This window comes from Acutalibacter caecimuris, assembly GCF_034335085.1.
Taxonomy (GTDB): Bacteria; Bacillota; Clostridia; order Oscillospirales; family Acutalibacteraceae; genus Acutalibacter; species Acutalibacter caecimuris.
Map to the genome: position 1 here is coordinate 1 of NZ_JAWXXJ010000046.1, position 12,664 is coordinate 12,664.

Annotated in this window: 12 protein-coding genes and 3 pseudogenes; 9 read left to right on the forward strand and 6 right to left on the reverse strand. The window is 53.0% G+C overall.

What is annotated here, in order from left to right; all coding sequences use genetic code 11:
* A pseudogene (locus U8U01_RS16160) lies at positions 1-99 on the forward strand (IS5/IS1182 family transposase); the annotation flags it as partial.
* A gap of 399 nt (positions 100-498) precedes the next feature.
* Here the strand turns inward: U8U01_RS16160 and U8U01_RS16165 are convergent.
* Both U8U01_RS16165 and U8U01_RS16170 read right to left on the reverse strand, forming a co-directional pair.
* The gene (locus U8U01_RS16165) at positions 499-759 is read right to left on the reverse strand and encodes a helix-turn-helix domain-containing protein (RefSeq protein ID WP_016289899.1); all 261 of its coding nucleotides are present in this window, start codon (positions 757-759) and stop codon (positions 499-501) included.
* Positions 740-1,057, reverse strand: a pseudogene (locus tag U8U01_RS16170) (RNA polymerase sigma factor); the annotation flags it as partial. The pseudogene U8U01_RS16170 and the gene U8U01_RS16165, both read right to left, overlap by 20 nt.
* Here U8U01_RS16170 and U8U01_RS16175 point away from each other — a divergent pair.
* From U8U01_RS16175 to U8U01_RS16210, 8 genes and pseudogenes are all read left to right on the forward strand, one after another.
* A pseudogene (locus U8U01_RS16175) lies at positions 1,048-1,530 on the forward strand (DUF4368 domain-containing protein); the annotation flags it as partial. The pseudogenes U8U01_RS16170 and U8U01_RS16175 overlap by 10 nt on opposite strands.
* A 52-nt stretch (positions 1,531-1,582) precedes the next feature.
* Positions 1,583-3,541 carry an alpha-L-arabinofuranosidase family protein gene (locus U8U01_RS16180; RefSeq protein WP_322176488.1) on the forward strand — a complete coding sequence of 653 codons (1,959 nt, stop codon included), beginning with the start codon at positions 1,583-1,585 and terminating at the stop codon, positions 3,539-3,541.
* Positions 3,542-3,745: 204 nt separating this feature from the next.
* A complete protein-coding gene (locus tag U8U01_RS16185; protein WP_322176491.1) occupies positions 3,746-5,032 on the forward strand; it encodes a type 2 periplasmic-binding domain-containing protein in 1,287 nt (428 codons plus the stop codon).
* 316 nt (positions 5,033-5,348) lie between these two features.
* On the forward strand, positions 5,349-6,254 hold the full coding sequence (locus tag U8U01_RS16190; protein ID WP_322176494.1) for an ABC transporter permease: 906 nt from the start codon (positions 5,349-5,351) through the stop codon (positions 6,252-6,254).
* A 28-nt stretch (positions 6,255-6,282) separates the two neighbouring features.
* Positions 6,283-7,185 (forward strand): carbohydrate ABC transporter permease, encoded by a 903-nt coding sequence (locus U8U01_RS16195; RefSeq protein WP_322176497.1) that lies wholly within the window; start codon positions 6,283-6,285, stop codon positions 7,183-7,185.
* 75 nt (positions 7,186-7,260) lie between these two features.
* Positions 7,261-8,016, forward strand: coding sequence for an extracellular solute-binding protein (locus tag U8U01_RS16200; RefSeq protein ID WP_322176499.1), 756 nt, complete (start codon positions 7,261-7,263; stop codon positions 8,014-8,016).
* A gap of 102 nt (positions 8,017-8,118) precedes the next feature.
* Positions 8,119-8,907, forward strand: a complete 789-nt coding sequence (locus U8U01_RS16205; protein ID WP_322176502.1) for a type 2 periplasmic-binding domain-containing protein — start codon at positions 8,119-8,121, stop codon at positions 8,905-8,907.
* A gap of 232 nt (positions 8,908-9,139) precedes the next feature.
* Positions 9,140-10,216, forward strand: coding sequence for a Gfo/Idh/MocA family protein (locus tag U8U01_RS16210; protein WP_322176505.1), 1,077 nt, complete (start codon positions 9,140-9,142; stop codon positions 10,214-10,216).
* A 456-nt stretch (positions 10,217-10,672) separates the two neighbouring features.
* Here U8U01_RS16210 and U8U01_RS16215 read toward each other — a convergent pair whose 3' ends face one another.
* From U8U01_RS16215 to U8U01_RS16230, 4 genes are all read right to left on the reverse strand, one after another.
* Positions 10,673-10,918 carry a hypothetical protein gene (locus U8U01_RS16215; protein ID WP_322176507.1) on the reverse strand — a complete coding sequence of 82 codons (246 nt, stop codon included), beginning with the start codon at positions 10,916-10,918 and terminating at the stop codon, positions 10,673-10,675.
* A 143-nt stretch (positions 10,919-11,061) separates the two neighbouring features.
* Positions 11,062-11,469, reverse strand: coding sequence for an ATP-binding cassette domain-containing protein (locus U8U01_RS16220; protein ID WP_367575636.1), 408 nt, complete (start codon positions 11,467-11,469; stop codon positions 11,062-11,064).
* Positions 11,466-11,840, reverse strand: coding sequence for an ABC transporter permease family protein (locus tag U8U01_RS16225; RefSeq protein WP_322176510.1), 375 nt, complete (start codon positions 11,838-11,840; stop codon positions 11,466-11,468). The genes U8U01_RS16220 and U8U01_RS16225 overlap by 4 nt, the downstream gene beginning before the upstream one ends.
* Positions 11,804-12,355 carry a hypothetical protein gene (locus tag U8U01_RS16230; RefSeq protein WP_322176513.1) on the reverse strand — a complete coding sequence of 184 codons (552 nt, stop codon included), beginning with the start codon at positions 12,353-12,355 and terminating at the stop codon, positions 11,804-11,806. The genes U8U01_RS16225 and U8U01_RS16230 overlap by 37 nt, the downstream gene beginning before the upstream one ends.
* Positions 12,356-12,664 lie beyond the last annotated feature (309 nt).

Here is a 12,664-nt window from a genome sequence, read left to right on the forward strand (position 1 = left end):
TGGAGAGGTATTGCCACTCGTTATGCCAAAACCTCGGATGCTTTTATCGCCGCGGTACACGTCCGTTGTATCGCCATTTGGGCTGCTATCCGTACTTAATTCGTGTAGACACTATCTAGCATAACCTCATGGGAATTTCACCCCGGCATGGTTCTCATGCAGCCCTACCCATTGCCTGCGACGCTCTTAACGCTCGGACTGTGGCTGTAAGGAAGTATCATTGTATATTCTGCGTGTCGTCGCCCGCAAGCCGCTACACTTGCTTTCCGGCGCGGTGTTGGTCGCTCGGCTGTCCGGGTGGGGATAATCCCGCCCGGATAGCGTCATGGCGCACCCGCCGTATGGCTCGGCGCAAAAGGAACGTATCCGATTTGCCCTATGCTGCGCCGCCGTTATCTTGCGCCGCTTTCTTTTTCAAGGTTCAAAATGGCTGTGCTGCCCGCGTCAGCAGCGGAACGGAAAAGGGGGTGAGAGAAAGCGTCCCGCCGCCGCTGTGGTTTATTCCTCTGTCCTAAAGGTGAGGACAGCCATCATCAGTTTTGCTTGCAGCCGTTCCCGAATGTCGTGGTCTACGCCGAAATAGACGTTCCCGCGCTCGTCGTACAGCTTCCGCATGGAGAGGCGGGCTATGTAGCCGCTGAAATGCTGCAAGACAATCTTCATGGCGTCCGGGTCGCCCTTTGTCGCTGCCACAATGACAGGATAGGGAACAAGGGCATTTTCCGGATAGCCGGGTTCGTTACCATTCGTCCCATTCATCAGCATTTTCCTCCAGATATTTTCTTAGCAGCTCAAAAGAGCTTGTCCGCCTGTACTGTATCGTGCTTCTCGACGTGTTGAACAGCTCCGCAATCTCGGTGTCGTTCATTCCCTCGAAATAGTACAGGAGTACGGCTTTGCGCTTTTCTTCCGGCAAAGTACGGATTGCTTCAAGAAGCAGCTTCGGCGTGATTTTCTTCCCGGCTTTCTCAAAGACGGTTTCGGCGGTTTCCCGTTTGAAATATTCATCAAAGGTATGAAGCTGCCGCGCTTCGTCTAAGGGCAAATCGGAAATACTGGTCTATGTTGGCACAGAAAGACGAGGACAAGCTGCTGAAACGGCTGCTCAATGCCAGCGACAGAGAAAGAAACTCTGCGAAGAAAAAGCAGGCTGCGGAGCTGAAAAAGGCGGAAAAGCGTAAAGCCGAGGTTGACGGGCTGTTTGCTAAAATGTATGAGGACTGGTCTGCCGGACGCATAACCGAGTATAATTTCAATATGCTGTCCGAGAAGTACCAGAACGAGCAAAAGGAGCTTGAAACAAAAATAAGACAGCTTCACGAAATGATGGAAGCCGCCGTACAGACCGCAGCGGATGCTGAAAAGTGGATTGCCCTAATGAAACAGTATGTCAACCCTGTGGAGCTGACCGCCGAACTTCTGAACACTCTAATTGAAAAAATAACCGTCCACGAAGCTGTCAAGGGCGAGGACGGAAGTCGTGAGCAGGAAGTAGAAATCTACTACCGCTTCATCGGCAAAATCGACTGACCTTTCTTTTTTTACCCAACAATATCTTTAATTAAGGGAAACGGGAAAAAGCTTGCCGGATATCGCCCTTTTAAACCGGTTGGCGGCAGAACTGCGGGCCAGCGTGGTTGAAATATTGAGCGGTGAATCATTAAATGTGGCCCGCAGCAGTAATTTGGACGGGAGCGGGGCCGGTGGGGAAGAAACAGCGGAGAGCAAGCCTTGTTCTCTGGAACTTCCGCCTCCGGGGGAATTGATGGTACCTGCTTATCTGTTCGGCAGCAATTTGGAGCACACGCGCTCCTGCATACAGGGGGGCTTGTCCGCCCAGATGTTGCGAAACCGGAAATTCGCCGGGAAACCCTTGGCTTGTAATGGCTGCGCTATGGAATGGTATCCCATTGGACAGCGTGCGGTCTTTACCTTTGACCAGCCCTATACCCGCCACGGGGAAGGGTATCATATGAACCGGATATTGGAGTGCAATTCCCTGTGCATCCTCAACCCGCATTTGGGACAAAGCGCGGGGCTGGGGCAGCATGGCCTTGCCATTCGGCAGGGGGAAACCTACCTGTTTGGCGCGGTGGTACGGGCCGGGAAAAAGCTGACCCTATCCGTGGCGCTGACAGACCGGGCGGGAAACCTGGTGTATGACTGCCGCACCCTGACGGTGGAGGCGGCGGAGTGGGAACGCTACGAAATAGAGCTTACCCCCCATGCCGCTGATCCGAACGCGGACATCCGCATTTACTGGGACGAGGAGGGCGCTGCCTGCTTTGGGGCACTCTCCCTGATGCCGAAGGACAATTTCCGGGGGATGCGCCGGGATGTAATAGAAAAGATGGGGGAAATGGGGATCAAAGTGCTGCGCTGGCCGGGTGGGAATTTTGCCGGGGAGTACAACTGGATGGACGGGCTGCTCCCGGTAGATATGCGGGCGCCTTTTCAGTCCTATCTGGGACTGGAAACCCAGCCCCATACGATGGGGTATGACTATCACGAGATCAATACGGACGATTTTATCGCGCTGTGCAGGGAAATTGGGGCAGAACCATTTATTACCATTAACCCGTGCTGGAACACGCCGGAGGAAAATGCGGCCTGGGTAGAATACTGCAACGGTGACAGTTCTACAAAATATGGGCGCCTTAGGGCGGAACGGGGGTATGAGGAACCCTATCATGTGCAGCTATGGTCTTTAGGGAATGAATTTGGCTATGGCCATATGGAAGGGGACAACACCCCCGGCGGTTACTGCCAGACTGCCCTGGAAAATGGCAGGAAAATGCTGGAAACCTCTCCGAACCTCAGCCTATGTTCCTCGGGGCCATACCCCAGCAAGGAGTGGGCGGAGTTGTCTGCGCGCCCCCTTTCCAGCATTGCGCAGTTGGTTTCCCAGCACTACTACGGATATGCGCCCTGCTACACCAGCCTCTCCACGGTGGAGCAGGAATACAACCGGTGCATAGCGTCTGTTTCACGGATGCGCGAGCTCATCCACCAGTCCCGGAAATGGCTGGAGTCCAACGTGCGGATTTCGCTGGACGAGTGGAACGTTTGGTATGCCTGGTACCGACCCTCCAGCGTGACAGACGGCATTTATGCTGCGCTGGCCATGCACTTGCTGATGGAAGAGGCGGAAAAGAGCGGCATAGCCGTTGCCTGCCATTTTCAGGCGGTGAATGAAGGGATGCTGTGCGTGGGGCCGGAGGGGGTTACGATGACGGCGCAGGGGCAGGTATTTTCCCTGATGAAACACCACGCGGGGAACCGGCTGTGCTTTGCCTCGCAGGAGGCGGTAGTTACCAGCAGCCCGGAGGGCGGGTTTATAGCCACGGTGGTAAACGCCTCGTTCCACAGGGAGAAAACCATGGATATCCCTGGGGACAGCGCTTGCCGGGAGGCGGTGCTTTATTCCAGCGCGACGGTCCTGCCTCCTTCAGCCTTTGAGAAAAAAGATGTTTTGGAGGCAGCCCAGGCGGCCCATTCTCTGCGTATGCCGCCACACAGTGTTTTGTTTTTGCGTTTCTAATGCCGGCCTGGCGGCTGGATATGAAAAGGGGAGGGGGCCATGCACAAAGGTGGAAGAGGGAAACGAGGACGGTTTCCCCTTGTGGCGAAGTTGGCCCTGCTGGGCACGTTTGCCTTATTGCTATGGGTTTCTGCCCGGGCTGTGGAGGAGGGTCCCGGTTTCCAAGCCCTGCCGGCCCTGCCAGCGGCCAAGCTGCAATGAGCGTTGATTACCCGGGACGGCGGGGAACTGTGGGAATATGACTGCCTGCTGCCAGGCCCCAGCCGTTTGGAGGAGTTGACGGGAACGCCGGTGGAGGTTACGGTATGTACGGCGGATAGATTTATGAACCTGATTGCCGCCGGTGTGCCTTTGGACATAGCCACCCAGTGCTATGCAGACCCCAAGCTAAAACGGTTCGAGATGTCCGGCAAAACGGAAAATTTGCAGCATTTGCTGAAACGGGAAGTGCCGGGATTCCGGCTGCCCCAGGAATTCCGGGACTGGTGCGGGAACACCAAGGGGGATGTGTATGCCTATCCCCACACCATAGCCACCGGCAGGGCACAGGAAACGCCGCTTGCTGGGGTTGTAATGCTGGCCAACCGGAAACTTATGGACGCCTACGCCATCCCCAGCGGCAGTTTTGGTTGCAAAGAGGAGGCCGTGGACGCCCTAAAGGCCATTCGGAAGGCGGAACCGGGTGTGATACCCAGTTACATAGACTTGATTTCTTTGCAGCAGATGTTTGGGGCCAGGGCTCTGGACCAGGAGGGGGAGTGGCAGGATATATTCTTCCAGGAGGAATCCCTGGAGGCTTTGAAGTACATGAACCAGCTCTATGGGGAGCGGCTCCTCAGCCAGGACGTGTTCACCATGACCCAGCGTTACCTGCTTACCCAGTTGCGGGAAGAGAAGGTCTTTTTGGCTGCTACCGGCACCCTTTATCCCTTGTTGCAATCCTTGCCGGAGGATGACCCTATTTGGGACAGCTATGAAATTGTGGGCCCTATGGCCGCAGACGCCGGCAAGGAATTCCAGTTTAGGCAGAACTATGACGAGCAGTATGCCTCTACTATCTTCCTGGCAGGTAGCGGCTACCCTAAGGTGCAAGCACGGCTGCTGTTGTGGTTCTACGGCCAGAACATGGATTTTACAGAAGAGCAATGCCAAGCGGTAAAGGCTGCGGGCCTGGGGGCGGTTTTGGAAACCACCCCCAGCGCCCCCTGTGTGCCGGGCGGGGTCTATGAGCAGTACGCCCAGCCGTCGGTACCCTATGAGATACTGTTTGCCCATTACGCGGACACCCGGTTGGCCAACACGTTTGAGTCGGTGGAAAGCTACCGGAAGGCCCAGATTGTGCGCATCGTCGTTTCCACACCCCAGAGCGGGGTGGAGGGGATTTACCGGGAAACCCTGCTGGAAAAGAAAAGCCGGGGCCACGGGCTTATGGTACAGTGGAAACAGAACAGATACCGGCAAGCCAACCGGCTGGCAAATGCCGCGGGATGAATTCCAAAACCCTTCTGTGCGGATGTCACTCCTCGCAGAAGGGCTTTTGTGCGTTTTTCCCTGTTCGGGGATGACTGGTTCGTGTATTGGACTATTTACCGCTTGCAAATATGGGGGTATACAGGGCAACATGACAAAAAGTGTTAACAAATCCTAAATTGAAACATTTCCCTTTGGACGGTTTCACGCTATAATGGCCTCGTTCTAAAAAAGGGTCCGGGTGTTGCCAATGCGGCACCGGGACCTATAAAGAAAGGGCGCGATGCATATGGCGGCGAAAGCGGCCGGCAAAAGACTGAGCAAAAAGGAAACCCCGATGTTGACCTGGAGGCGGATTAGCCGCAACTGGGGGCTCTACCTGCTGCTGCTCCCGGCGGTGGTACTGTTGTTTATGTTTACGTACATCCCCATGTACGGCATACAAATTGCCTTTAAGGATTTCACCCCCAAGGCGGGCATTGAGGGGAGCCCGTGGGTCGGCTTGCAGCATTTCCAGACTTTTTTCAATTCGTTCCAGGTAAAATCACTTTTTACAAACACCATTTCCCTAAGCCTGTACAGCCTGGTTGCCGGGTTCCCGTTCCCTATCCTTCTGGCCCTGGCCATGAACCAGATACGGGTGAAACGCTTTAAGCAGACCTTGCAGGTAGCCACCTACCTGCCCCACTTTATTTCTACCGTGGTTATGGTTGGTATGCTGCTGGTATGGCTTTCCCCCAGCAATGGCCTTTACGGAAACCTGGCAAAGCTTATCGGTATTAAAGAGGCGCCCAATATTTTGGGCATGGCGGGCGCTTTCCAAAGCATTTATGTGTGGAGCGATGTGTGGCAGCACGCTGGCTGGGACAGCATTATCTACATAGCGGCGCTGGCTGCGGTGGACCCGGCCCTGTATGAGGCGGCCACGGTGGATGGCGCAGGGAAATGGCAGAAGATCAAGTATATTGATATCCCCTTCCTGCTTCCCACGGCGGTGATCCTTTTGATCATGCGGGCCGGAAGTATTGTGAACGTGGGCTTTGAGAAGGTGTATCTGATGCAGAACCCCTTGAACACGATGGTCAGTGAAGTCATTGCCACCTATGTGTACAAGGTCGGTATTATCAGCAACCAGTATGGCCTTTCAGCCGCTGTGGGCCTGTTCAACAACATCATCAACTTTATCCTGCTTTTGCTGGTGAACCAGGTTTCCAAGAAGATGAACGATACCAGCCTGTTCTAGGCGGTTATGCAGACTAGGAGGGATTACTATGGCAAGCCTGGGTTCTATCAAGCGCCAGGTAACGCGGAACGACCTGATATTTAATATCATTCTCTATGGGATAAGCGCATTTATCCTGCTTATCGTGATCTACCCCATGTACTTTATCATCATCGCCTCCTTCAGCAACCCTACGGAGGTAGCCAACGGCAAGGTGTGGTTTGTCCCCAGCCAGTTTACGGTGGACGGCTATAAAGAGATTATGCGCCATGCAGAGTTGTGGGTGGGGTACCGGAACACCATTGTTTACACGGCCCTGGGGACAGTCATTGGGTTGGCGGTCAACATACTCGCCGCTTATGCCCTGTCCCGCCGGGATTTAGTGGGGCGCAGGGTATTCACACTTTTCTTTGTCTTTACCATGTTCTTTGGCGGCGGGCTGATCCCCACCTATTTTACCATTCGGAATTTTGGCCTCTATGATACCATTTGGGTCATGGTGCTACCCTTCTCTGTGGCCGTGTACCATATTATCATTGCCCGCACCTTTTTTGACAGCAGCCTGCCCCAGGGGATTCTGGACGCGGCCATGATTGATGGATGCGGGAACCTGCGGTTCTTTTTCCAAATCGCGCTGCCCTTGTCTAAAGCGGTTCTGGCGGTGATTGCCCTATACACGGCCGTGGGCCAGTGGAACGCCTATTTTAACGCGTTGGTGTATATCCGTACGGAGGAGCTGAAACCGTTGCAACTGGTGGTGCGGAATATCCTGATTACCAACCAGGCTATGGCCGGTACCGGGGACGGACTGGCCGCCCAGGAAGCCCGCCGGCTCTCTGAACTGATGAAATACGCGGTGATTATCATCAGCACCGTGCCCATTATGTGTATCTACCCCTTTGTACAGAAATATTTCAGCCAGGGCATTATGATTGGCGCGATCAAAGGGTGAATTTTGTGGCATCACGGCCCGGAAAGCCGGCCGCTGTCAAATAAACTTATTTGTACTTGAAAGGAGCAGAAAATCATGAAACAAAATTGGAAAAAGGCGCTCAGCCTGTTGCTGGTACTCTGCCTGCTGGCCACCCTTTTTGCGGCCTGCGGCGGCAAAGACAACGGCAATTCTTCCAGTGGCCCTGCCGGCAACGAGGGCGGCGCGGCTGAGGACGCCAACTTTAACGCTACCGGCTATCCCATTGTCAACGAGCCGGTCACGCTGACATTCCTGTATGTAAAGGGTGCCGGCCTGCGGGATCTTAACGAGAACAGTATGTTCCAGGAGATGGAGAAGGTGACCAATGTACACATTGACTGGCAATATGCCGGCGATGCAGACTGGGGCGAGCAGAAGTCCCTGCTGCTGGCCGGCGGCGACCTGCCGGATGTATTCTTTGGTAATAACAGCCTGGGCGATGTGGACATCCTTACCAACCTGGACCTGTTTGTGCCTTTGGAGGACTATATTGAGGAGTACTGCCCCAACATCAAGGCGGCCTATGAGGCGGAACCCATTATGCGCAAGCTGATCACCCAGCCTGACGGGCATATCTACACCTTGTCCAGCAAACTGCCCCTGCGCCCCAAAGCCTGCGACGTGCCCTATATCAACCAGAAATGGCTGGATAACCTGGGGCTGGAAATGCCTACCACTGTGGACGAGTGGTACAATGTACTGAAAGCCTTTAAGGAGCAGGACGCCAACGGGAACGGCGACCTCAACGATGAGATACCCTTTGGCGGCAGCGGCAAGGGGGATATGGGCGGCTGGATACAGCTTTATTAACCCCTGGGGCGTGGTTGACAGCATAGAGGGGAATTACCTGGGCCTGGACCAGGAAACCGAAGAGCCTATCTTTATCCCGCTGACTGGCGTTATAAAGAGGCAGTGCAGTTCTTTGAGAAACTCTATGCCGAGGGCATTATGGACCGGGAATACTTTACCCAGGACGGCAGCCAGGCCGATGCCAAGCTGAAGAACGAAGAGATCGCCCTGGTAGGCACCAACATTGCCTGGGAAGTTGCCGCTGACACAAACCCCCATTCGGATGAATATGTGCCCATGCTGCCCCTAGCAGGCCCCAGGGGTGACCGCTATGCCAGGGGTAACGACGGCATTATTATCTACCGCCGCAACGAGTTCACCGTGACCACTGCCTGTGAGCATCCCGAAATTGCCATGCGCTGGGCGGACTACTATTCCTCTGACGATATCTCCATCCAGTCTTACTGGGGCCCCTTTGGCGAGGCCCTGGAGAAACAAGAGGACGGTACCATTACCTTTTTGGACCCACCTGAGGGCAAAAACGGCGATGCGTGGTATTGGGAGATCACCTGCCGGGACTACGGCCCCAAGTATGTTTCGCCGGAAACAGAGGCGAAGATCCAGTTGCCTCCTGACAGCGGGGACGGCGCCAAGCTGGCCTGCGACGAGGATTTCAAGGAGTTTGTGGCGAAACCTTATCCCCAGGTCAACTATACCCCTGAGCAGATGGACGAGATATCCAAGCTTACCGCGGACATCTATAAGTACATCAATGAGTGCTGGGCCAACTGGATTGTAAACGGTGGCTTTGAGGAGGACTGGGACGGCTACATTGCCCAGTTGAAACAGATGGGCCTGGAGCGGCTGATGGAAATTTACCAGGAGGTTTTGGAAACCTATAACGCTGAGTGAAGAACAGCGGGAAGGCTTTCGCCCACCCCTAAATGAAACAGGAAGGGGCCCGGATTTATCTCCGGGCCCCTTCTATAGGGAAAAGCCTTGAGCAAAGGGGATGTAGGGCTTATACAGAGGAAAAGGGGCGCTAGGAAAACATATTTCCACAAGAAATTGCGGATATGGGAAAACTGCACTTGACTTTCCAAAGCATAGCCATCTATACTTACTATATTCAGGAGGAATTCCTATGGAAAAGAAACTATGGCGTATCGGCAGCGTGGGCATTGGGGGGATTTCCCAGGGGGGACACCTACCTGGGATAGCCAATAGCCCGGACCTTCAACTGACAGCCGTATGCGATATCAAGCCCGAACGCATGGAATATGCGCGGGAAAAGTACGGCGTGGACGCCGCCCACTGTTTCGCTGACTATCATGACCTTATTAACTGCTCAGAAGTGGATGCGGTCGACATCTCCACATCCAATAACGCCCATTTCCAGGTAGCAAAAGCCGCTATTGAGGCTGGCAAGCCCTATTGTATTGAAAAACCCGTGACCATGACCGCGGAGGAGGCGGATATCCTGGCCAGGATGACCGCGAAAAGAAACCTGCCCAACATGGTTTGTTTCTCCTACCGGTTTAAGGCCGCGGCACGCTATATGAAACATATTTTGGAAAAGGGGTATCTGGGCCAGATCTATCACGTGTATATGCAGTACCTTCAGGCTGGCGGCGGGCCGGAGTGGGATCTGCCCCGCTCCTGGCGGTATATCAAAGAGCTTACGGGTACCGGTGCGCTGGGGGATTTGGGATGCCATGCGTTGGATCTGGTGCGCTTTGTGCTGGGTAAGGAGTACACACGGGTGGTAGGCCACACGGGCACCTACGTCACCCAGCGGAAACTGCCGGATGGCAGCGGCACCGGGAAGGTAGATGTGGATGACTTCTGCAACTATATGGCAGACATGGAGGACGGCGTATCCGCCAGTTTCCAGATTACCCGGTTCGCCTTTGGCCGGGGGAATTACCAGCGCATGGAGATTTATGGCAGCGAGGGCGCTATCGTGTATTCCCTGGACGCAACCCAGGGGGTAGACGACGAAATCGAGGTCTGTTCGGGGGATATCAACGCGGAGGCCCACGCTTACACCAAACTCCACATTCCGGAATACTACTATAGCGACCAAATGCAATCCTTTGCGGATATTATCAACGGTGTGGAGGCGGGGCAAGCAGCCCGCATTCAGGATGGCAAGGCTAACCAGTATGTGGTGGATGCCATCCTCGCATCGGCAGAGTCCGGTAAATGGGTGGAGTTATAAAGACCCAAGGTGCGTTTTCTTTATTTACCATGACAGGGCAGAGGTTTCTGCCCTGTCTTTTTTCTAAAAATGGTGTCCAATTAAGGCTTTTGCCCATAATTTACCGTTTTTGAAACCGCTGATGCCTATGCAGTGGTGTAGGAGTCAGGCAAGGGAATTGTATGGAACGGGATGGCATTTTTTCGTGATTCTAACGGCCACAAATTATGCAATTCGTAACGGAAAGGCTGCCATTTGGCGGAAAACCGTGGGATTTACACTCGGATAGAGTATAAAGTAAAATGCAGAGGAAATGGGTATGCAAAACCTTGACGGTTTCCCATGTATTTGATAGAATAACAATATAAGTAGCCATTAAGGAGAGAACTATGCAAGAGATACGGAAGAAAAGGGCAGTTGCCACGGAATGGGAAATCTGTTTAGGAGGTGATAATCAATTATAAAGGAGAAAAAATATTAGGAAAAATCGCCATTCTTTGCAGAACGCTCATCCAGATACTTCTGGCGGCGTTTGTCTTTGTAGAACGTTTTGTAGTCATTTTCAGAAACTTCCATCAGCATACCGTGCAGATATACAAAACGCCTGCATACATAGCACTCTTTTTGTTGACTGAACTGAGCGTAAGTGAGTTCCGCATACACTCCATTTTCTAAAACGAACACTTTCTTTGGTGGGTATTTCTCCGTGATTCCTCCAATCAATCTGTTTTGGGTTGGCAAAACGATTGATTGGAGGGCTACGGCAGTTTGGCCGTTTTCGATGATATATTATAGCAAAGCAAGCTATCCATGAAGGCGGTTTTCGTCTTATGGAAAGCTTGTTTTTTGTCCAATTTATTAAAGCGTCAGAAGCTGCATACGAACAGTTCGAGCTTACGGTACACTACTCCGCAGTATGTCAGATGAAAGCTGAATTGCCGTGTTATTGAGCATACGCTCCCAGGGCAATAAACAGTTTCAGCATATTCCGCCTCGTTTCCTCTACGGTCAATCCCAACCGCTCCAAGATGGGGAGCGGTTGCTGCTTGGAGGTCAGGGCCGACCACATTCTCCATGGGGGTCAGATAGTCAATTAGGTTGTAGCTCTGGAAGATGAACGCCACATGACTACGCCGGTGGTCGGCAAGGCCAGACTTTGAAATGCCCGCGCCCTGGTACAAAATCTGACCGCTGGCCGGGCTGTCCAGGCCGCTCAGCAGGGAAAGCAGCGTTGTTTTCCCGCACCCAGAGGGGCCGAGGATGGCATACATCATGCCCTGCTGGTACAGTAGGACAGGCCCACGGCAATTATGAATATCATCAGCGTTTCGAGAATGTACTGCGCCACAATTTGCACCTTGCCCACACTAACGGAAAGTAGTATACCGGTTTCGTGTATGCGCTGTTTTATCCACATATTAAGTACCAGCGCTAATATGCCAATGCTGACGGCTACGACCCCGATGATCAGCCTTGCTGTAAGAGGGGATGCTACCGTTTCATATGCTGTGTTGTCAACGGTCAACTGGAAACAGTTCCAGTCCAGGCCAATCTTGCGTATTTCAGCGGTTACCGCGTCTATGTTTTTGGGGTCGTCCACAAAAAACTCTACGCCGTTGTTGTGCTGTATGCCATCGCGTTGCATGATTTCCTGCATACCTTATGGTCGAGAATCAGGCGGTTCCGCTTGTCTGTTGACGTGGTATTAAAATGTCCATCGTCCATAGTGATTTCATATATGCCTACGATTTTCAGTGATACGTCAGGATAGCCACCTGCGTCATAGCTGCATTGCACAGTGATGGTATCACCCAGTTTCAGGCCGTTTCTTTTGCTGATCAGGACGGTGTGATCGTCCTCCAAGGGGATGTGACGGCCCTCGACCAATTTGAAAGCCTCTCGCCGGAAGTAGTTGAAATACTCGGAATTAGAAACAGAGGGAAGAGCGCTGTAATCTCTCGCTTGTCCAAAGCTAATGCCTGGAATAAACGAAAGCTCCATTGCAAAAACGCTGCCAAAACCTATACCGTTATAGTCACGGATGCCTTTGACGCTCATAATCTTTTCAATATCTGCGTCAATAATCGGCGTACCTGTGTACCCCACCATCGTGCCGCCAATGCCCTTCTGATAAGTCCAGTCCGGGCTGTTTTCGTCCAACTCCAGTTTGATGCTCCCGCCAACAGACTGCCGTAAGCTAAAAGCGAATTGCTCTGCCGCTGTCAGTATGGACGCCCGGTCAGGACAAAGGTGGAGATAATCGACAAGGTTAGCAATAAAATTATCGATTTTCCGCGCTTTCGGATTATGTACAGAAATGCTCGTTTTGCGATGTTCATGGCAGGATCTCCTAGATAGTGTCTACACAAGGTGAGAGGATCGTGATAGAATGGAAACATCATAAAAAGGCAGGAGAGAAAAAGATGGAAACATCCTATCACAGACATGACATAAGCGATAACGTGTGGT